Here is an 18770-nt window from a genome sequence, read left to right on the forward strand (position 1 = left end):
TCCTGCGTACTTGCGATTCACCAGTGGGCGGTCGGCACCGCGGCCTCGTCGGAGGGCGCGGACTCCGGCCCGGCGTGCCAGGTCTGCCAGGCCGACTGCAGCGCCAGCACCGCCAGTAGCGCCATGCCGCCCATCACGCAGCCGTAGGTGATGGAGTTCGGCAGTTGCAGGATGGGCGAGTGCTCGTCGTGCGCGATCTCGAGCATGCGGAAGGTGGCGACCGACAGCGTGCCGTACAGGCCGACCACGGTGAGCCAGACCAGCGTGCCGATCACGCGGCGGGCGGCGGGCGGCACCTTGTCCATCATGAAGGTGGTCGTGATGTGGGCGCCCTGGGCCGAAGCCAGCACGATGCCCGACATCACCAGCCACGGGAACAGCAGTTCGGGCACTTCGTTGGCCCACTGCAGGCTGGAGCCGGTGACATAGCGCAGCACGGTGTTGGCCACCAGGATCAGGAAGATCACGCTGGTGCTCAGCCACAGGATGAGCTGGCAGATGCCGACCACGGCACGCTCGATGGCGCTGGGGGAGTGGGTGGTCATGGCCGTAGCCTCACTTGACGCGAACCGCCTCAATGACCTTCTTCACGTAGGGCCCGATCGGCGAGGTCACCCACTTTGCGTCGACCGGCGCGGTAGCCTTCTCGAACACGCCCTTGTCCACCGTGCTCACCTGCATGCCCTTGGCCTTCAGGTCGGCGAGCAGCTGGTCTTCGGAGTCCTGCGAGAGCTTGCGCTGCAGCGCGGTGGCCTCGGCGGCGGCTTCCTGCACCGCCTTGCGGTCGGCCTCCGAAAGGCGGTCCCAGGTGCGCTTGCTCATCACGAAGGGCGTCATCTGGAACTGGTGGCTGGTCAGGGCCAGGTGCTTCTGCACCTCGTAGATCTTGCTGGCGTGGATGTTCATGATCGGGTTCTCCTGGCCGTCGACCACGCCCTGCTGCAGCGCCACGTACAGCTCCGCGAACTTGATCTGCTGCGCCTCGGCGCCGAGCGCCTGCATGATGTCCACCAGCACGCTGTCGGGCGGGGTGCGCATCTTCAGGCCCTTCATGTCCTCGACCTTGGCGATCGGCCGCTTGCTGTTGGTCATGTGGCGGATGCCGTTGTCCCAGTAGCCCAGCACGACCAGACCCTTGGCGGCCGACTTGTCGGCCAGCTCCTTGCCCAGCGGGCCGTCCAGCACCTTGAAGGCCTGCCCCGCGTTGGCGAAGAGGAAGGGCATGCCGTAGGCGGCGTACTCTGGCACGGCGTTGGCGATGGCGCCCTGCGAGTTGGCCGAGATGTCCAGCGCGCCGGTGCGCAGCGCCGTCACCATCGCCGCGTCGTCGCCCAGCTGGGCTGAGGGCGCGATCTGCACCTCGATGCGGCCACTGCTTTTGGCCTTGAGCGACTCGGCGAACTTCACCGACGCTTCATGGCGCGGGTTGCCCGGGGCCGCACCGTGGCCGAGCGTGAGCTTGGTGACCTGCGCCTGGGCTGCCAGGGGCAGCAGCGCGGCGGCCACGGCCGCCAGCAGGGCGCGATGAAAAGTCTTGCGTTGCATGGTGTTTGTCTCCTTGGGAATCGGTGAGTGGGGCGGCGGTCAGTGAATCAACATGCCGCCGTTGACATCGAGCGTGATGCCGGTGCAATAGGCCGCCAGGTCGCTGGCGAGGAACACGCAGGCGCCGGCCACGTCGTCCGCGCGGCCCAGGCGCGCCAGGGGGATCGTCTCGGCGATCTCGGCCTTCTTGTCCGGGGTCAGCTTGCCCTGCGTGATGTCGGTCTCGATGAGGCCGGGCGTGATGCAGTTGATGCGGATGCCCTGCACGCCGAACTCGCGGGCCATGGCGCGTGCCAGGCCCAGCACGCCGGCCTTCGCGGCCGAGTAGTGCGGCCCGCCGAAGATGCCGCCGCCGCGCTGCGCCGACACGGACGAGATGCAGATGACCGAGCCCTGCTTGCGCTCGGCCATGGCTGGCAGCACCGCTTGCGACATGTACAGCGTGCCGCGCAGGTTGACGTCGAGGATGCGGTCGTAGTCGCCGCCTGTGATCTCCAGGGTCTTCACCGGCTGGGTGATGCCGGCGTTGTTGACCAGGATGTCGATGCGCCCGAAGGCCTTCAGCACGGCGGCCGCGGCCTGCGCGCAGGCGTCCTTGTCGGTGACGTCGGCGACCAGGCCGAGGTGGCCTTCGCCCAGCCGGGCAGCGGCAGCGGCCGGCTCGGCCCGCGCCAGGTCCAGGATGACGACTCGGGCGCCATGCGCGGCCATTTGCCGTGCGGTGGCGTAGCCCAGGCCGTTGAGTCCGGCGCCGCCAGTGATGACGGCAATCTTGTCGTTGAGAAGCATGTGTTCCATCTCCAGGTAAGGGGTGGAACGGATTCTTCTTGGGCGCTTACATGATGACAAGCGAAGTTTTGTCACCGTAAGATGACGTCTTGTCATCTACCGTGAGGGTTGGCCCTATGAGCTCCGTACCTGCCGTCAACAACCTGATGGCCTTCGAGGCCGTGGCCAGGCGCCGCAGCTTTGCGCTCGCGGCAACTGAACTGCACCTGACGGCTTCGGCCATCAGTCACCAGGTGGCGCGGCTGGAGTCGCAACTGGGCGTTCGCCTCTTTGAGCGCAGCGCGCACAGCGTGCGGCTAAGCGCCGCCGGCGAGAGCTACTTGGCGCGTGTGGGTGGTGCCCTATCGGCGATCGCCGCCGCCACCGACGACCTGCGCCAGGGCGTCAGCAACAGCCTGTACGTGCACAGCGCGCCCAGCTTCGCCAGCCTCTGGCTGATGCCGCGCATCCAGGCCTTTACGCTCGCCTACCCGGACATCTCGCTGAACCTGTCGGCAGCGCACACGCACAGCGACTTCGGACTGGGGCAGGCGGACATTGACATCCGCTACGGCGTGCCGAACTGGTCGGACCTGGTGGTCGAACCGCTGTTTGAAGAGCGCATCGTTCCCCTGGCCAGCCCGGCGTTCATTCGCGAGCACCGGCTCAAGCGCGTGGAACATCTGCTGGACGTGCCGCTGATCCAGAGCAATGTCGGCATCGTGCAGTGGGCCGACTGGTTTGCCCAGTTCTCAGACCGGCGCTCACCCGAGCGCTTCACCCTGCGCTTCGACCGAGCACAGATGGCGCTGGACGCCGCCACGCAGGGACTGGGCGTGGCGCTCGAGAGCACGACCATCGGCGGCAGCCACATCGCCGAGCGCAAGCTGCGCCCGGTGCTTGGACTCGAGATGGCGATTCTGGTGAAAGGGCACTTCGCGGTCTATCCGGCGCGTCATGCCAAGCGCGCCGCGGTTGAGGCCTTTCTGGCGTGGCTGCATCGCGAAGCATCCAAAGGGATGCCGTCCCGCTCATAGGAGTCGATCCGCTCGGCGCCCATCGACCTCAACTCGGAAGAGCACGTGGATCGGCCCATCGTCATCGTTGTTGCGCAAGCGCCTGATTTCATTGGGTGGTCGCGTTCAAGTACTACGACCCTCAAGAACAGCTCAACGCTGCAGCCACTCCGCTTCCCAGTCGCCACGCTCGATCATGGCGCGGGCCTGGCCCGCCAGTGCATCGATGACCACCTGCGTGGCGGCATCGGCCGGCTTGCCGGCGTGGGTGGCCAGGGTATAGGTGCGCGGCAGGGCAGGCCGGGTGATGCGCGCGACGATCCAGTCGGGGCGGTGCGGCGGCGCATCCTGCATGGCGCAGGCGGGCGTCAGGGTGAAGCCGGCCCCGTTGAGATACAGCGAGCGGATCACCCGGGCCGAATCGTGCTCGTGCACGATGTTGATCGGCAGGCCCAGGGCCGCCGCGGTGTCTTCCACGGTGCGGCGGATGGCGTAGCGGCGCGATTGCAGCACCAACGGCTGGGCCACCGCGTCGGCAAAGTCGATCTCGGGGCGCGGCTGTGGTGTTGTTGCCGGCGCCGCGCTATTCCTGGCGCCGCGCGTCTTCTTGGCGGGCTTGTGCAGCAGCTTGGCCACCGTGCCGTCCGGGTCCTGCCCGCAGAAGTACATCGGCTCGCGCGCCAGGGGCTTGCACTGCAAGCCTTCGACCTGCGGCGTGTCGACCAGGATGCCGATGTCGGCGCGCCGGTCCAGCATCGCCTTCTTCACCATCAGGCTCAGGTCGTCCAGCACGAAGACGCGGATGCGCGGGTGCGTGGTCTTCAATTGCGCCAGCACCGGCCCCATCAGCAGCGAGGCCAGCAGAAAGGGCAGGGCCACCGTCACCGAGCCTTCGGGGCCCTGGGGCAGCCGCTGGATGCGCTCGCGCACCGCATCGGCATCGCTCAACAGGCGGCGCGCGTCCTCGTACAGCTGCAGGCCGGCCGGCGTGGGCGTCACGCCGGCATGGGAGCGGTCGAAGAGCTGCGCGCCCAGCTCGGCTTCCAGCTTCTTGATCTGCGCCGTCAGCGCCGGCTGGGCGATGTACAGCGTGCCGGCCGCGCGCGAGAGGCTGCCGGCCTCCAGGACGGCGATGAAGTAGCGCAGGGTGCGAAGGTCCATTGCCCGCGATCTTAGTGAGGGTGGCAAGGCCGCTTCGGCAGGCGCATCATGCGGATCCCGCCGTAACAAAGCCCCCGAGGTGCCGCCATGCAAACGGTCGTTCCCGACGAAGTCAGCACGGATTTCCTGCAGGCATTTGCCGACGCCTGGAATCGCCATGACGTCGATGCGCTGATGTCCTTCATGGCCGAGGATTGCGTCTTCGAATCCTCGGCCGGCCCCGATGCCTGCGGCACCCGCTACGTGGGCCGGGAGGCCGTGCGGATTGCCTTCGCGGACGTGTGGGCGGTCTTTCCTGATGCGCAGTGGGGCAACGCGCGCCACTTCGTCCATGGGGACCGCGCCGTCTCGGAGTGGACCTTCACCGGAAAGCGCGCGGACGGAAGCCGGGTGGAGGTGCAGGGCTGCGACCTGTTCACGCTCCGGGGCGGCAAGATCCTTCTGAAGAATTCCTATCGCAAGAACCGGGCGCTGCCTGTGTAGCCGCGAGCGGCCAGCCCGCCTACTCGACGGTGACGTTGCCGTCCTTCACCAGCTTGGCGAACTTGACCGTCTCTTCGCGGATGCGCGTGGCCATCTCGGCGGCGCTGTCGCCGATGGGGTCGGCGCCGATCGCCAGCATCTTCTCGGCGAACTCGGGCGACTTGATGATCCGCGTCATCTCGGCGTTGAGCCGGGCGACGACGTCCTTGGGCGTGGCGGCGGGCGCCAGCACGCCGAACCAGGTGCCAATGTCGAAGCCCTGCAGCCCGGCCTGCTCCAGGGTCGGCACGTCGGGCAGCACCGCGGAGCGCTTGGCCGTGGTGACGGCCAGCGCGCGCAGCTTGCCGCCCTTGATGTGCTGCAGCACCGGCGTGATGGTGTCGAAGGACATCGCCACCTGGCCGCCCAGCAGGTCGGTGGTGAGCGGGCCGCTGCCCTTGTAAGGCACGTGCAGCAGCTTGATGCCGGTGCTGGCCTGGAACTGCGTGCCGATCAGGTGCTGCGCGGTGCCGTTGCCGTTGGAGCCGTAGGCCAGCTCCTTGGGCGAGGCCTTGGCAAAGGCGACCAGCTCGGCCACCGTCCTGGCGGGCGCCTGCGCGGCGTTGACCACCAGCACGTTGGGCACCATCGCCACCGTGGTGATGGGCGCCAGGTCCTTCTGGAAGTCGTAGGGCAGCTTCTTGTAGACGCTGGTGGCAATGGTGTGGTGCACCGCACCCATCAGCAGGGTGTAGCCGTCCGGCTTGGCCTTGGCCACGTAGTCGGCGCCCAAGGTAGCGCCGGCGCCCGGCTTGTTTTCGACGATGACGGGCTGCCCCAGGCGCTTGCTCATTGCATCGGCCAGGGCGCGGGCCAGCACGTCGGTGGTGCCGGCGGCCGGGAAGGGCACGATCAGGCTGATCGGCTTGGCGGGCCACGGGTCCTGGGCCGCCGCCCAGGGGGTGATGGCCAGGCCGAGTGCGCCCAGGCACGCAGCCGCCAGCGTGCGACGGCGGGTCGCGATTACTTGTGTCATGGCTTGTCTCCAGTGGGACGGTCTTGCGCCGTTCAGGGCTTCATGCCGCTTTTTGCTGTTGCTGCTGCTCGCCGCGGCGCAGGCGCTCGCAGACCGCACGGGTGACCTGCTCGGTGGTCGCCTTGCCGCCCAGGTCGCCGGTGTGCAGCGACGGGTCGGCGGTGACGGCCTCGATGGCTTGCATCACGCGCTGGGCCGCGTCGTTCTCGCCCAGGTGCTCCAGCAGCATCACCACCGACCAGAAGGTGCCGACCGGGTTGGCCAGGCCCTTGCCCATGATGTCGAAGGCCGAGCCGTGGATGGGCTCGAACATCGAGGGGTAGCGGCGCTCCGGGTCGATGTTGCCGGTGGGCGCAATGCCCAGGCTGCCAGCCAGCGCGGCGGCCAGGTCGCTCAGGATGTCGGCATGCAGGTTGGTGGCGACGATGGTGTCGAGCGATGCCGGCTTGTTCACCATGCGAGCGGTGGCGGCGTCGACCAGCTCCTTGTCCCACTTCACGTCGGGAAACTCCCTGGAGATCTGCAGCGCGATCTCGTCCCACATCACCATCGCGTGGCGCTGGGCGTTGCTCTTGGTGATGACGGTGAGCAGCTTGCGGGGCCGCGCCTGGGCCAGCTTGAAGGCGAAGCGCATGATCCGCTCGACGCCGGCGCGGGTCATCATCGACACGTCGGTCGCCACCTCGATCGGATGGCCCTGGTGCGCGCGGCCGCCGACGCCGGCGTATTCGCCCTCGGAGTTCTCGCGCACGATCACCCAGTTGAGGTCTTCGCGGCCGCAGCGCTTGAGCGGCGCGTCGATGCCCGGCAGGATGCGCGTGGGGCGCACGTTGGCGTACTGGTCGAAGCCCTGGCAGATCTTCAGGCGCAGGCCCCACAGCGTGATGTGGTCGGCGATATGCGGGTCGCCCGCCGAGCCGAACAGGATGGCGTCCTTGCCGCGCAGGGCGTCCAGGCCGTCGTCCGGCATCATCACGCCGTGCTGGCGGAAGTAGTCACCACCCCAGGCGAAGTTCTCGAACTCGAACTTGAAGCCGCTGCCGCTTGCAGCGGCCAGCACTTCCAGCACTTGCTGGCCCGCGGGCACGACTTCCTTGCCGATGCCGTCGCCGGGAATGGTTGCGATCTTGTAGGTCTTCATGGTGATGCGTGAGGTCCGTGAGTGGAGGGCGATGGCGCAACTTTAGGAGTGGATTCCGGTGTTGGATCGGCGCTAAAGTGAAGCCATGCTTAACCTGAAGTCAACAATGGAGTGGCGATGAGCGGTGCTATCCAGCCGGCCGACCTGGGCTTCTTCTCCACCCTGGCGAGCGCCGGCAGCCTGAGCGCGGCGGCGCGCGAACTCGGCGTCACCACCCCGGCGGTGAGCAAGCACCTGGCGCAGATGGAAGCGCGTGTCGGCGTGCTGCTGGTCAACCGCTCGACCCGGCGCATGAGCCTGACACCCGAGGGCGAGCTCTACCTGGCGGCGGCGCGCCGCATCATCGGCGACATCGACGCCATGGAAGAGATGCTGGGCGGCGCCAAGGCCAAGCCCAGCGGGCTGCTGCGGGTGAACGCCACGCTGGGATTCGGTCGCAGCCACGTGGCGCCGCTGCTGTCGCGCTTCGTGCGCAAGCACCCGGAGGTGGAAGTGCAACTGCAGCTGTCGGTGAATCCGCCCGCGCCGACGGAAGACCTGTTCGACGTCTGCGTGCGCTTCGGCGCGCCGCCGGACAGCCGGGTGATCGCCCGGCGCCTGGGCGCCAACCGGCGCCTGTTGTGCGCGGCGCCGGCCTACCTGGCCAGGTACGGCACGCCGAAGGTGCCCAACGATTTGACCCGCCACAACTGCATCGGCATCCGCCAGGGCGACGATGCCTACGGGGTGTGGCGCCTGACAAGTGGGCGTAGTGGGCGCGGGCGCAGCAGCAGGACCGAATCGGTCAAGACGCGCGGCAACCTGAGCACCAACGACGGCGAGATCGCGGTGAACTGGGCGCTGGACGGCCACGGCATCCTGATGCGCGCCGAGTGGGACATCGAACGCTACCTGCGCAATGGCCGCCTGGTGCAGGTGCTGCCGCAATACCAGACGCCCGACGCCGACATCTATGCAGTCTATCCGCAGCGGCACCAGCTGGCGGCGCGGGTGCGGGCCTTCGTCGACTTCCTGGCACTGTCGTTCTCACAACAGGAGGCGATGGGCAAGCGCCCCTGACTGAATGGCCGGGAACTCTTACTCTGTTTGGGGGATGGCATGCGCGCCTGATCGCGAAACAATGGATGCATGCAGCCAAGCGCGCTCGTCCAGCCACAGCATCAGGCCGTCCCGGTCCGGGACGCCGGCCCGCGGCTGCGGGCGCCGCAGGCGCCGCAGGCGCGCCTGAGCGGCGCCGAGCTGCGCGAGCTCAGCGCTCAATGGCGGCAGCGCGCCGGCGAAGACCCCGAGAAGGCCCATCGCATTGCCGACGCCCTGGAGTGGCTGGCGGCACATCGCGACGCGGCGACCCGCGCGCCGTCGCTGATCGAGCGGCTGCGCGCCGGCATTTCGCGCTCTCTTTCATCCGGGCGCTGACCGTCGGTTTTCGCTCAGCGCCGCGCGAGGAATTGCGTCATGCGGTGCAGCTCTTCCTCGAGCCCGCGTCGGAACGCCACGTCGCGCGGCTGCTTGCCGGCATAGCCGAAGGCGATCTGCAGCGGGGCCGCCGCCGCCGTCGCATTGGCCCAGCCGATCACGCGGTCGCCCCAGAGCATCGGCAATGCGTAGTAGCCGAACTGCCGCTTCGGCGCGGGCGTGTAGGCCTCGAACTTGTACGTCCAGCCCCAGAGCAACTCGAAGCGGCGGCGGTCCCACACCACCGGGTCGAACGGGGCGAGCAGGCGCACCGCATCGTCGGGGGCATGCCGCCGCGACGCCGGATTCTCGTCGGCGGGCCAGTACCAGGTGATGCCGTCGATGCGGCAACTCGCAAGTTCGTCGCGCGCGACGCGCAGCGCGGCCTGCGTCTGCGCCGAAAGATGCGGCGCGCCGTAGCCGAGCAGCCGCACGAGGTAGGTCAGGCTGGCCGCGGGCAGCGGCGCGTACTTGCGCACCACGAGCTCGATCAGCGCGGCGGCGCGCCGCGCGCGGCCCGCGGGGCTCTCGTCGGCGGGTGGATGGGCCACGGCCTCGTACACGCGCGTGCCGCTGTCGCGCCGCGCCACGCGCAGCAGGCCGCGGTAGTGCAGGCCGTCGAGCAGCCGCGTGCTCGCATTGCTCGAGCCGCCCCAGTAGTTCTTCACGCGGCCGTGCGCGAAGTGCTGCTCGACCTCGCGCGGATGCACGGGGCCGTGCTCGCGCACGAAGGCCAGCACGTCGGCGGCCTTGCGCCGCGTGTCGGCATCCCAGGCCCGCCTGGCTTCGCGCGGATGCATCAGCGCGAGGTGCTCGCGCGGCAGGAAACCGTAGTTGACGAGGCAGTCTTCCTCGACAGCGAGGCGGGTGTAGCGGCTCTCGAGATCGCCCGCGCGGTAGTCCTTCACGCGGTGGCGCAGCGTGAGGTCCTGGGCGCGCGCCGGCGCGCGGATCGGATCGGCCTGCACGAAGCCGAGCTGGCGGATCGCGGCCGGCAGGGTGGTCGGCCTGAAGAGCGTGCGCGCCACGGCGTAGCGGCGCAGGTCGTCGAGGGTCGGGTCAGCCATTCGCGGATTGCAGCACAGGCGTCGGCCCAGCCTGGCCCGCCCGGGTCAAAGCCTCGAACTTCGCGGCGAGAAAGTCGACCAGCGCCCGCACGCGCGCGGGCACGAAACGCCCGCTCGGCAGCAGCGCATGCAGCGGGTAGGGCTCGGTCTCCCACTCGGGCAACAGGTGCAGCAGCCGGCCGCTCGCGATGTCGTCGCGCACGTCGAGCGCCGACTTCAGCGTGATGCCGCGGCCTGCCACGGCCCACTCGCGCGCCAGGGAGGCGTCGTCGACGCTGCGGTCGCCCTTCACGCGCACTTCGGTCCATTGGCCGTTCTGCCCGAAACGCCAGGCGCGGTGGCGGCGCCCGCCGCGGTTGAAGGTGAGGCAGTTGTGGTGCACCAGGTCCTGCGGCGTCTTCGGCGCGCCATGGTGGCGCACATAGCCGGGCGACGCGGTCAGCAGCGGACTCGTCATCGCAAAGGGCCGCGCCACGAGTCGCGAATCGGCCAGCGCGCCGTAACGCAGCGCGAGGTCGACCTCGTCACGCGTCACGTCGAGCAGCCGGTCGCCGACCGAGAGCGAGAGCTGCAGCCCCGGGTGCAGCACGAGGAATTCGTCGAACCACGGCAGCAGCGTGCTGCGCGTGAGGTCCGACGGCGCGGCCACGCGCAGCGTGCCGACGAGTTCGCCGCGATCGGCCGTGACCAGCGATTCGCCCTCGTCGAGCAGCTCGAAGGCGCGCACCGCATAGTCGAGCAGCGTCTGGCCCTGCGGCGTGAGCCGCATGGCGCGCGTCGAGCGTTCGAACAGGCGCGCGCCGAGCTGCGTCTCCAGCCGCTTGAGCGTGGCGCTGGCCGCCGCGGGCGTCATCCCGAGCGCATGGGCGGCGGCCGTGAGCGTGCCGCCGCGCGCGGTCTGGACAAGCACCTGCAGGTCCGACAGATTTTCAATTTTCATTTGAAAGTGTTGGTAATCCAGCGCTCTTATCAAAGCAGGATTGCCATCCTACAGTCCAGGCACCGTTTCAGAAAAGGACTCCGCCATGAAAGCCATCGGCTACTACCAACCCCTTCCGATCGACAACCCCGAATCGCTGCAGGACATCGAAGTGCCCGCGCCCGTGGCGGGCCCGCGCGACCTGCTGGTGCGCGTGAAGGCGGTGTCGGTCAACCCGGTCGACACCAAGGTGCGCAAGAACATGGCACCGGACGCCGGCCAAGCCAGGGTGCTGGGCTGGGACGCCGCGGGCACCGTCGAGGCGGTCGGCGCGCAGGTGAAGAACTTCAAGGTCGGCGACCGCGTGTACTACGCCGGCTCGATCGTGCGGCCCGGCGCCAACGCGGAACTGCACGCGGTCGACGAGCGCATCGTGGCGCTCGCGCCGAAGAGCCTCGACGATGCCCAGGCCGCCGCGCTGCCGCTGACCACCATCACGGCCTACGAACTGCTGTTCGAACGGCTGCGGGTGCCCAAGGGCGGCGGCGCCGGCCAGACGCTGCTGGTCACGGGCGGTGCCGGCGGCGTGGGCTCGATCCTGATCCAGCTCGCGCGCCAGCTCACGCAGCTGCGCGTGATCGCCACCGCCTCACGCGCGGAGACGCGGGCCTGGTGCCTCGCGCTCGGCGCCCATGCGGTGATCGACCATTCGAAGCCGCTTGCGGCGGAACTGCGGGCCGCGGGCATCGGCGAAGTCGACATGGTCGCGAGCCTCACGCAGACCGACCAGCACTATGCGCAGATCATCGAAAGCATCAAGCCCCAGGGCCAGCTCGCGGTGATCGACGACATGAAGATGCTCGACGCGATGCCGCTGAAGACCAAGTGCATCTCGCTGCACTGGGAAATGATGTTCACGCGCTCGCGCTTCGAGACGCCCGACATCGCCGAACAGGGCGCGCTGCTGGCCGAGGTGGCCGCGCTGGTGGACGCGGGCCGCATCCGCACCACGGCGAACGCCGGCTTCGGCACCATCAACGCCGCCAACCTGAAGAAGGCGCACGCGCTGATCGAGAGCGGCAAGGCGCAGGGCAAGGTGGTGCTGGCGGGGTTCTGAGCTGCTTCGCTGGACTAAAGCGCGCTTCAGCCCGCCTCGTACTCGCCCACCGGCACGCAGCTGCAGAACAGGTTGCGGTCGCCGTACACGTTGTCCACGCGGCCGATCGGCGGCCAGTACTTGGCTTGCTTGAGCGAAGCCAGCGGGAAGGCCGCCAGTTCGCGCGCGTAAGGCCGCGTCCACTCGCTCGTGAGCAAGGTGGCCGCGGTGTGGGGCGCGTGCTTCAGCGGGTTGTCGTCTTGCGGCCAGACGCCTTCCTCGATGCGGCGGATCTCGCCGCGGATGGCGATCATGGCGTCGATGAAGCGGTCCAGCTCGGCCAATGGCTCGCTCTCGGTAGGCTCCACCATCAGGGTGCCGGGCACCGGGAAGCTCAGGGTCGGCGCGTGAAAGCCGTAGTCGATCAGGCGCTTGGCCACGTCTTCGGCGGTGACGCCGCTCGTTTCCTTCAGGGGGCGCAGGTCAAGAATGCATTCGTGCGCCACATGGCCGTTGGGGCTGGCGTACAGGGTGGGGTAGTGCTCGGACAGGCGGGCGCTGATGTAGTTGGCCGACAAGATCGCCACCTCGGTCGCGGCCCGCAAACCCTGGGCGCCCATCATGCGGCAGTACATCCAGCTGATCGGCAGCACCGCGGCGTTGCCCAAAGGGGCCGCCGAGATGGCGCCCACATGCGGCACCTCGCCCGAGGTAGCATGCCCGGGCAGGTAGGGCACCAGGTCCGCCACCACGCACACCGGGCCGACGCCGGGGCCGCCACCGCCGTGCGGAATGCAGAAGGTCTTGTGCAGATTCAAGTGGCTCACGTCGCCGCCGAACTCGCCCGGCGCGGCCACGCCCACCAGCGCGTTCATGTTGGCGCCGTCCACGTACACGCGTCCGCCGTGGGCATGCACGATCTCGCACAGCTCCTTCACGCGGGTTTCGAACACGCCGTGCGTGCTGGGGTAGGTGATCATGACGCAGGCCAGGTCATTGGCATGCGCCTCGCAGGCGCGCTTCAGGTCGTCGATGTCGACGTTGCCCTGCGCGTCGCAGGCCGTCACCACCACCTTCATGCCGGCCATCTGCGCGCTGGCCGGGTTGGTGCCGTGCGCCGACGAAGGAATCAGGCAGACCTTGCGGTGGCCTTGGCCGCGCGCCTCGTGAAAGGCCATGATGGCCAGAAGGCCCGCGTACTCGCCCTGCGAGCCGGCATTGGGCTGCAGGCTGATGTCGGCGTAGCCGGTGGCCTCGCACAGCCAGGCGCGCAGCTGCGCGTCGAGCTGGGCATAGCCCAGCATCTGGTCGGCCGGCGCAAAGGGATGGATGTCGGCGAACTCGGGCCAGGTGATGGGGATCATCTCGCTGGTCGCGTTCAGCTTCATGGTGCAGCTGCCCAGCGGGATCATGCTGCGGTCCAGGGCCAGGTCCTTGTCGGACAGGCCGCGGATGTAACGCAGCATGGCGGTCTCGCTCTTGTGCGTGTTGAACACCGGGTGCGTCAGGAAGGCGCTGGTGCGGCGCAGCTCGGCCGGGATGCGCGACGGCGCGCTGCCGGCCGCGTCGTCGAACTTGGGGGCGCTCTTGCCGGCAGGGGCGAACAAGGACCACAGCGTCTCGACATCACCCCGGGTAGTGGTCTCGTCGAAGGACACGCCCAGGTGCTGGAGCAGGCGCCGGCGCAGGTTGATGCGGCGCGCCAGGGCGGCCTGCACGATGCGGTCGGTGTCGTCGCCGGTCTTCACCGTCAGCGTGTCGAAGGCACTGTCGTTCACCACCGTCAGGCCCATCTGCGTCAGGCCATGGGCAAAGATGGCGCTCAGGGTGCTGACCCGTTCGCCGATGCGCGTGAGGCCATCCGGTCCGTGATAGACCGCGTACATGCTGGCGATGACGGCCGGCAGCACCTGCGCGGTGCAGATGTTGGAGGTGGCCTTCTCGCGACGGATGTGCTGCTCGCGCGTCTGCAGCGCCAGGCGGTAGGCCGGCTGGCCGTGCTCGTCGACGCTGACGCCCACCAGGCGCCCCGGCAGCGAGCGCTTGAACTCGTCGCGGCAGGCCAGGTAGGCGGCATGCGGGCCGCCGTTGCACAGCGGCATGCCGAAACGCTGCGTGGTGCCGCAGACGATGTCGGCATCCCATTCGCCGGGAGGCGCCAGCACCGTCAGGGCCAGCAGGTCGGCCGCCACGCACAGGGCCGCGCCCTTGGCATGGGCCACGCCGGCCAGCGGGCGCAGGTCATGCACGGCGCCGGTGGTGCCGGGGTACTGCGCCAGCGCGCCGAAGAATTCGCCGGCCGCCATCAGCTGCGGCATGGTTTCGGTCAGGGTGCTCACCTTGATCTCGATGCCCAGCGGCGCCGCGCGCGTCTGCAGCACCTCGATGGTCTGAGGATGGCAGTCGCCCGAGACCAGGAAGACGTTGCTCTTGGCCTTGACGCTGCGCCGCGCCAGCGTCATCGCCTCGGCGGCGGCGGTGGCCTCGTCGAGCATGGAGGCGTTGGCGATGGCCATGCCGGTCAGGTCGCACACCATGGTCTGGAAGTTGACCAGCGCTTCCATGCGGCCCTGGGAAATCTCGGCCTGGTAGGGCGTGTAGGCCGTGTACCAGGCCGGGTTCTCCAGGATGTTGCGCAGGATCACGCCCGGCGTGTGGGTGCCGTAGTAGCCCTGGCCGATGTAGCTGCGAAACACCTTGTTCTTGCCCGCCAGCGCCTTCATCTCGGCCAGCGCCTCGGCCTCGCTGGCCGGGGCCGGCAGCCGCATCGGGTGCGAGCGCCGGATGGCCGCCGGCACGATGCCGTCGATCAGCTCGGCGCGCGTGGCGGCGCCGACCACCCGCAGCATGGCGGCTTCATCTTCCGCGTCGATGCCGATATGGCGGGCAATGAACTCTTCGTGGTTCTCGAGCTCGCGAAGCGTGGGCGTGGTGGGGGGCGTCAGGGCGGAAGAAGAAGTCGGCATGGCGGACAGCAGCAAAAGGTGGGGAGCAGGCGGCAGGCCGATCAGGCTGCGGCGGAGAATTTCTCGTAGCTGGTGGCGTCCATCAGGCCGTCGAGCTGGCTCGGCTCGGCCAGCTTCACCTTGAAGAACCAGCCGGCACCCATCGGGTCGCTGTTGGCGAGCGAAGGGTCGGCGCGCAGCGCCTCGTTGACTTCGACGACTTCGCCTGCGAGCGGCATGTAGACATCGGCCGCGGCCTTGACCGACTCGACCACGCCGGCCACCTCGCCCTGCGCATAGTCGTTGCCCACCTGGGGCAGGTCGACGAAGACCACGTCGCCCAGCGCGTCCTGCGCATGCTGGGTGATGCCGACGGTGGCGTTGTCGCCGTCGACGGAAACCCATTCATGGTCTTTGGTGTACTTGAGAGTCATGCTTGGCTCCAGATTGAAAATGAAGAGAGGAAGGAGAAATCTATCCGCGGTAGTAGCGGGTCGGAACAAAGGGGAGGGTGCTGACTTCCATCGGCACCGGCTTGCCGCGCACGATGGCCTGGATGCGGGTGCCGGGCTCCGAGAAGGCGGTGGCCACGTAGCCCATGGCGACGGGCCGGTCGGCCGTGGGGCCAAGCAGGCCGCTGGTCACCTGGCCGATGGCCTTGCCTTCGAAGGACTGCAGCTCGCTGCCCTCGCGCACGGGAACGCGTTCCAGCGCAACCAGGCCGACGCGCTTGCGCGTGAGGATCTTCTGGTCCACATGGCCGGCCAGGTCGGCCGACACGGCCAGCTGCGCCAGGATCTTGTTGGCGCCCGGAAAGCCGCCGGCGCGCGCGCCGCCGTCGCGGCGCACCTTCTGGATCGCCCAGTTGAGCGAGGCTTCCACCGGCGTGGTGCTGGTGTCGATGTCGTTGCCGTACAGGCACAGGCCCGCTTCCAGCCGCAGCGAGTTGCGCGCGCCCAGGCCGATGGGCAAGACCTCGGGCTGGGCCAGCAGCAGGCGCGCCAGCGCCTGCGCCTGATCAGCCGCCACGGAAATCTCGAAGCCGTCTTCGCCGGTGTAGCCGCTGCGGGTGGCAAAGGCAGGAATGCCGCCGATCTGCACCGCGCCGCCGGTCATGAAGACGAAGCGCTCGATGCCGGGCGACAGGCGGGTGAGGGCGGTGACGGCCTGCGGGCCCTGCAGCGCGAGCAGGGCGTGCGCGGGCATGGGCAGCACGGCGCAGCGCTTGCCGATGCGCGCCTGGATGTGGGCGATGTCCGCCGCCTTGCAGGCGCCATTGACGATGACGAAGAGCGAGTCGTGGCCTTCGTTGAAGAACATCAGGTCGTCCAGGATGCCGCCTTCATCGTTCAGCAGCAGGCCGTAGCGCTGCTTGCCGGGGGCCAGGCCGATCACGTCGACCGGCATCAGGCTTTCGAAGGCGGCGGCGGCGTCGGGGCCTTGCAGGCGCAGCTGGCCCATGTGCGAGATGTCGAACAGGCCGGCGGCCTCGCGGGTGTGCTTGTGCTCGGCCATCAGGCCGCTGGGATATTGAACCGGCATGGAATAGCCGGCAAAGGGCACCATGCGCGCGCCGAGCTCCACGTGGAGCGGGTACAGCGGGGTCTTGAACAGTTCGTCGGATGCGGCGGTCAAGGCGCTTTCTCCAATAGGGGCAGTCGAATTCCATGGCGCATGCCATGGGCCACCCCTGCTGTCCGCTTTACCTGAGAGATTCGCCCCACGATCGGGGTTTGCTCCTTCGGTGGGTGCCACGCCTTGTACGGCGTTGCACCTCTCTCCAGCCGGGAAACGTCCTGCAACAGCAGGGCGCCTTGTCAGTCCTTTTGCCTGAGCGTTCGGGCCCTCTCTCGGAGGTCCTGCGCCTTCGGCGGCCCCGTCATCGAATGCGGGGCTCTCTCCTGACGCCGGAAGTGTAAGGGATGGCCGGGCCCAGCGTGGCGCCGGCGCTGCCGGCAAAATGCAGGCTGGCGCGGCCCGTGTTGGCAGCGTCCGCTCTTGGCCCATCAAACCCTCGACATGACCACCCCTTTCGATTTTTCCACGGCCAGCGTGGCCGAACTGGCGCGCGCCGACGCGCGCCGCGCCCTGCAAGAAGACGTGGGCGCCGGCGACCTGACCGCCGCCCTGGTGCCGGCCGGCCGGCGCGCCACTGCGCGTGTGTTGACGCGCGAAAACGCGGTGCTCTGCGGCACGCCCTGGGTCGAGGCCGTGCTGCAGCAGCTGGAGCCGCAGGCCAGGCTGACCTGGCAGCGCAGCGAGGGCCAGCATTGCGAGCCCGGCCAGACCGTGCTGACCATCGAGGGCGAGGCCCGCGGCCTGCTCAGTGCCGAGCGCACCGCGCTCAACTTCCTGCAACTGCTGAGCGCGGTGGCCACCCGCACCGCGCAGTACGTGGAAGCCGTGCGCGGCACGCGCGCACGCATCGTCGACACCCGCAAGACCTTGCCGGGGCTGCGCCTGGCGCAGAAGTACGCGGTGGGCGTGGGCGGCGGCACCAATCACCGCATCGGCCTGTACGACGCCATCCTCATCAAGGAAAACCACATCGCCGCCGCCGGTGGCGTGGCGGCCGCACTGCGTGCCGCGGCTGCCGCAGGGCCCGCTGCCAAGTTCGTGCAGATCGAGGTGGAAACCCTGGACCAACTCGAGGTCGCGCTGGCCAACGGCGCCCGCATGGTGCTGCTGGACAACATGGATCTGCCCACCCTGCGCGAGGCCGTGCGCCGCAACGCGGCAGCGGGCGACGCGGATGCGCGCGCCGTACTGGAGATTTCCGGCGGCGTGACATTGGAAAGCGTTCGCGCCCTGGCCGAGACCGGTGTCGACCGCATCTCGATCGGCGCGCTCACCAAGGACGTCAAGGCCATCGATCTGTCGATGCGCTTCGTGGGGCTGTGAGCATGTCTTCTGCTGACGCATCTTCCGTCATCGTCGAAGTCGATTTCGAGCAGCCGGCCGGCACCGTGTGCAACACGCGCCATGCCTGGGCCCGCGTGCCGGTCGAGCCCACGCAGACCGAGCGCGCCGCACTGAAGGAGCGAATCCGCCGCCTGCTGGCCGAGCGCAACGCGGTGATGGTGTCGCACTACTACGTGCACCCCGACCTGCAGGACCTGGCCGAGGAAACCGGCGGCCTGGTCGGCGATTCGCTGGAGATGGCGCGCTTCGGCCGCGACCATGCGGCGCGCACGCTGGTGGTGTCGGGCGTGCGCTTCATGGGCGAGACGGCCAAGATCTTGTCGCCCGACAAGCGCGTGCTGATGCCCGACCTGGATGCCAACTGCTCGCTCGACCTGGGCTGCCCGGTCGACGAGTTCAGCGCTTTTTGCGACGCGTACCCCGATCGCACCGTGCTGGTCTACGCCAACACCAGCGCCGCCGTGAAGGCGCGCGCCGACTGGGTGGTCACCTCCAGCTGCGCGCTCGACGTGGTGAGCGCGCTGACGGCAGCGGGCCAGAAGATCCTGTGGGCACCGGATCGCCACCTGGGCGACTACATCCGCCGCGAGACCGGTGCCGACATGGTCAGCTGGCAGGGCGCCTGCATCGTGCACGACGAGTTCAAGGGGCTCGAGCTGGAGCTCTTGAAGAAGGAGCACCCCGAAGCCCGCGTGCTGGTCCACCCCGAGTCGCCGGCCGACGTGATCGCGCTGGCCGATGCGGTGGGGTCCACCTCCGCCATCCTGAACGCGGCGAAGCAGCTGGACGCCCAGCAGTTCATCGTGGCCACCGACAGCGGCATGCTGCACAAGCTGCGCACGCTCAATCCCGGCAAGACCTTCATCGAGGCGCCCACCGCCGGCAACGGCGCCACCTGCAAGAGCTGCGCGCATTGCCCCTGGATGGCGATGAACGGGCTGGCCAACCTGGCGCATGCGTTGGAGACAGGCGCTGGAGAGATTCATGTCGATCCGGCGCTTGGTTTGCGTGCGCGTGTGCCGATCGATCGGATGCTGTCCTTTACTGCGGGCTTGAAGTCAGGAGTGCCGGCGGGTGCGTTGTTGTCGGGGATGGGGGCGGTTTAGGTCGTTCGTTCCGGGGGGCGCGTCAGGTGTTTGCCGCGGGGCCGGGTCCGCGAGCATCGCAGGGCGGTCGGCGCGTCAGCGCCGCCCGCCCGCGCGGAGCGCCGGCGCCGGGGGCCGCCGGGGGGTGGGGC

General features: G+C 68.8%; 18 protein-coding genes and 2 riboswitches. Of the genes, 7 read left to right on the top strand and 11 right to left on the bottom strand.

Features of this window, described 5'->3' with window-relative positions:
- Positions 1–17 precede the first annotated feature (17 nt).
- The 3 genes from ACIPRI_RS20970 to ACIPRI_RS20980 are packed head-to-tail and all read right to left on the bottom strand — an operon-like array spanning position 18 to position 2334.
- Positions 18–545: a TRAP transporter small permease gene (locus ACIPRI_RS20970; protein WP_446623410.1), complete on the bottom strand. Its 528-nt coding sequence runs from the start codon at positions 543–545 to the stop codon at positions 18–20.
- A gap of 10 nt (positions 546–555) precedes the next feature.
- The gene (locus ACIPRI_RS20975) at positions 556–1545 is read right to left on the bottom strand and encodes a TRAP transporter substrate-binding protein (RefSeq protein WP_446623411.1); all 990 of its coding nucleotides are present in this window, start codon (positions 1543–1545) and stop codon (positions 556–558) included.
- Positions 1546–1584: 39 nt separating this feature from the next.
- On the bottom strand, positions 1585–2334 hold the full coding sequence (locus ACIPRI_RS20980; RefSeq protein WP_446623412.1) for an SDR family NAD(P)-dependent oxidoreductase: 750 nt from the start codon (positions 2332–2334) through the stop codon (positions 1585–1587).
- Positions 2335–2450: 116 nt separating this feature from the next.
- Here ACIPRI_RS20980 and ACIPRI_RS20985 point away from each other — a divergent pair, with 116 nt between their 5' ends.
- Positions 2451–3350: a LysR substrate-binding domain-containing protein gene (locus tag ACIPRI_RS20985; protein WP_446623413.1), complete on the top strand. Its 900-nt coding sequence runs from the start codon at positions 2451–2453 to the stop codon at positions 3348–3350.
- 132 nt (positions 3351–3482) lie between these two features.
- On the opposite strand, the gene ACIPRI_RS20990 is transcribed toward ACIPRI_RS20985, so the two are convergent.
- Positions 3483–4490 carry a LysR family transcriptional regulator gene (locus ACIPRI_RS20990; RefSeq protein WP_446623414.1) on the bottom strand — a complete coding sequence of 336 codons (1008 nt, stop codon included), beginning with the start codon at positions 4488–4490 and terminating at the stop codon, positions 3483–3485.
- An 87-nt stretch (positions 4491–4577) separates the two neighbouring features.
- Between ACIPRI_RS20990 and ACIPRI_RS20995 the strand changes: the two genes are divergently transcribed.
- Complete coding sequence (locus ACIPRI_RS20995) at positions 4578–4973, top strand: nuclear transport factor 2 family protein (RefSeq protein WP_446623415.1); 396 nt, start codon at positions 4578–4580, stop codon at positions 4971–4973.
- Between the two features lie 19 nt (positions 4974–4992).
- Here the strand turns inward: ACIPRI_RS20995 and ACIPRI_RS21000 are convergent, their stop codons facing one another.
- Both ACIPRI_RS21000 and ACIPRI_RS21005 read right to left on the bottom strand, forming a co-directional pair.
- The gene (locus tag ACIPRI_RS21000; RefSeq protein WP_446623416.1) at positions 4993–5988 is read right to left on the bottom strand and encodes a Bug family tripartite tricarboxylate transporter substrate binding protein; all 996 of its coding nucleotides are present in this window, start codon (positions 5986–5988) and stop codon (positions 4993–4995) included.
- A 40-nt stretch (positions 5989–6028) separates the two neighbouring features.
- Positions 6029–7129 carry a tartrate dehydrogenase gene (locus tag ACIPRI_RS21005; RefSeq protein ID WP_446623417.1) on the bottom strand — a complete coding sequence of 367 codons (1101 nt, stop codon included), beginning with the start codon at positions 7127–7129 and terminating at the stop codon, positions 6029–6031.
- A 117-nt stretch (positions 7130–7246) separates the two neighbouring features.
- Here ACIPRI_RS21005 and ACIPRI_RS21010 point away from each other — a divergent pair, with 117 nt between their 5' ends.
- Positions 7247–8188 (top strand): LysR substrate-binding domain-containing protein, encoded by a 942-nt coding sequence (locus ACIPRI_RS21010; RefSeq protein WP_446623418.1) that lies wholly within the window; start codon positions 7247–7249, stop codon positions 8186–8188.
- A gap of 69 nt (positions 8189–8257) precedes the next feature.
- Positions 8258–8545: a hypothetical protein gene (locus ACIPRI_RS21015; protein ID WP_446623419.1), complete on the top strand. Its 288-nt coding sequence runs from the start codon at positions 8258–8260 to the stop codon at positions 8543–8545.
- A gap of 14 nt (positions 8546–8559) precedes the next feature.
- Here the strand turns inward: ACIPRI_RS21015 and ACIPRI_RS21020 are convergent, their stop codons facing one another.
- Both ACIPRI_RS21020 and ACIPRI_RS21025 read right to left on the bottom strand, forming a co-directional pair.
- The gene (locus tag ACIPRI_RS21020) at positions 8560–9651 is read right to left on the bottom strand and encodes a DNA glycosylase AlkZ-like family protein (protein ID WP_446623420.1); all 1092 of its coding nucleotides are present in this window, start codon (positions 9649–9651) and stop codon (positions 8560–8562) included.
- Entirely contained in the window at positions 9644–10591 is a 948-nt protein-coding gene (locus ACIPRI_RS21025) for a LysR family transcriptional regulator (RefSeq protein WP_446623421.1), read from the bottom strand. Before ACIPRI_RS21025 ends, ACIPRI_RS21020 begins: the two co-directional genes overlap by 8 nt.
- Positions 10592–10676: 85 nt before the next feature.
- Between ACIPRI_RS21025 and ACIPRI_RS21030 the strand changes: the two genes are divergently transcribed.
- Positions 10677–11687 carry a zinc-binding alcohol dehydrogenase family protein gene (locus tag ACIPRI_RS21030; protein ID WP_446623422.1) on the top strand — a complete coding sequence of 337 codons (1011 nt, stop codon included), beginning with the start codon at positions 10677–10679 and terminating at the stop codon, positions 11685–11687.
- A gap of 26 nt (positions 11688–11713) precedes the next feature.
- Here ACIPRI_RS21030 and gcvP read toward each other — a convergent pair whose 3' ends face one another.
- From gcvP to gcvT, 3 genes are read right to left on the bottom strand one after another with little or no spacing between them, the layout of a single operon-like run.
- Positions 11714–14632, bottom strand: coding sequence for an aminomethyl-transferring glycine dehydrogenase (gcvP, locus tag ACIPRI_RS21035; RefSeq protein WP_446623423.1), 2919 nt, complete (start codon positions 14630–14632; stop codon positions 11714–11716).
- Positions 14633–14673: 41 nt separating this feature from the next.
- The gene (gene gcvH / locus ACIPRI_RS21040) at positions 14674–15045 is read right to left on the bottom strand and encodes a glycine cleavage system protein GcvH (RefSeq protein WP_446623424.1); all 372 of its coding nucleotides are present in this window, start codon (positions 15043–15045) and stop codon (positions 14674–14676) included.
- Positions 15046–15085: 40 nt separating this feature from the next.
- Positions 15086–16246, bottom strand: a complete 1161-nt coding sequence (gene gcvT / locus ACIPRI_RS21045) for a glycine cleavage system aminomethyltransferase GcvT (protein ID WP_446623425.1) — start codon at positions 16244–16246, stop codon at positions 15086–15088.
- 48 nt (positions 16247–16294) lie between these two features.
- Positions 16295–16405: riboswitch (glycine riboswitch) on the bottom strand.
- 14 nt (positions 16406–16419) lie between these two features.
- A riboswitch (glycine riboswitch) is annotated at positions 16420–16525 on the bottom strand.
- A gap of 105 nt (positions 16526–16630) precedes the next feature.
- On the opposite strand from gcvT, the gene nadC reads away from it, so the two are divergent.
- A complete protein-coding gene (gene nadC / locus ACIPRI_RS21050) occupies positions 16631–17512 on the top strand; it encodes a carboxylating nicotinate-nucleotide diphosphorylase (RefSeq protein WP_446623426.1) in 882 nt (293 codons plus the stop codon).
- A gap of 2 nt (positions 17513–17514) precedes the next feature.
- The gene (gene nadA / locus ACIPRI_RS21055) at positions 17515–18639 is read left to right on the top strand and encodes a quinolinate synthase NadA (RefSeq protein ID WP_446623427.1); all 1125 of its coding nucleotides are present in this window, start codon (positions 17515–17517) and stop codon (positions 18637–18639) included.
- Positions 18640–18770 lie beyond the last annotated feature (131 nt).

The sequence above is a fragment of the Variovorax sp. LARHSF232 genome (assembly GCF_052871435.1).

Excerpts from the sequence above, each read along its gene's own strand:
- ACIPRI_RS20970 (WP_446623410.1), bottom strand. The coding sequence starts at position 545 with ATGACCACCCACTCCCCCAGCGCCATCGAGCGTGCCGTGGTCGGCATC.
- ACIPRI_RS20975 (WP_446623411.1), bottom strand. The coding sequence starts at position 1,545 with ATGCAACGCAAGACTTTTCATCGCGCCCTGCTGGCGGCCGTGGCCGCC.
- ACIPRI_RS20980 (WP_446623412.1), bottom strand. The coding sequence starts at position 2,334 with ATGCTTCTCAACGACAAGATTGCCGTCATCACTGGCGGCGCCGGACTC.
- ACIPRI_RS20985 (WP_446623413.1), top strand. The coding sequence starts at position 2,451 with ATGAGCTCCGTACCTGCCGTCAACAACCTGATGGCCTTCGAGGCCGTG.
- ACIPRI_RS20990 (WP_446623414.1), bottom strand. The coding sequence starts at position 4,490 with ATGGACCTTCGCACCCTGCGCTACTTCATCGCCGTCCTGGAGGCCGGC.
- ACIPRI_RS20995 (WP_446623415.1), top strand. The coding sequence starts at position 4,578 with ATGCAAACGGTCGTTCCCGACGAAGTCAGCACGGATTTCCTGCAGGCA.
- ACIPRI_RS21000 (WP_446623416.1), bottom strand. The coding sequence starts at position 5,988 with ATGACACAAGTAATCGCGACCCGCCGTCGCACGCTGGCGGCTGCGTGC.
- ACIPRI_RS21005 (WP_446623417.1), bottom strand. The coding sequence starts at position 7,129 with ATGAAGACCTACAAGATCGCAACCATTCCCGGCGACGGCATCGGCAAG.
- ACIPRI_RS21010 (WP_446623418.1), top strand. The coding sequence starts at position 7,247 with ATGAGCGGTGCTATCCAGCCGGCCGACCTGGGCTTCTTCTCCACCCTG.
- ACIPRI_RS21015 (WP_446623419.1), top strand. The coding sequence starts at position 8,258 with ATGCAGCCAAGCGCGCTCGTCCAGCCACAGCATCAGGCCGTCCCGGTC.
- ACIPRI_RS21020 (WP_446623420.1), bottom strand. The coding sequence starts at position 9,651 with ATGGCTGACCCGACCCTCGACGACCTGCGCCGCTACGCCGTGGCGCGC.
- ACIPRI_RS21025 (WP_446623421.1), bottom strand. The coding sequence starts at position 10,591 with ATGAAAATTGAAAATCTGTCGGACCTGCAGGTGCTTGTCCAGACCGCG.
- ACIPRI_RS21030 (WP_446623422.1), top strand. The coding sequence starts at position 10,677 with ATGAAAGCCATCGGCTACTACCAACCCCTTCCGATCGACAACCCCGAA.
- gcvP (WP_446623423.1), bottom strand. The coding sequence starts at position 14,632 with ATGCCGACTTCTTCTTCCGCCCTGACGCCCCCCACCACGCCCACGCTT.
- gcvH (WP_446623424.1), bottom strand. The coding sequence starts at position 15,045 with ATGACTCTCAAGTACACCAAAGACCATGAATGGGTTTCCGTCGACGGC.
- nadC (WP_446623426.1), top strand. The coding sequence starts at position 16,631 with ATGACCACCCCTTTCGATTTTTCCACGGCCAGCGTGGCCGAACTGGCG.
- nadA (WP_446623427.1), top strand. The coding sequence starts at position 17,515 with ATGTCTTCTGCTGACGCATCTTCCGTCATCGTCGAAGTCGATTTCGAG.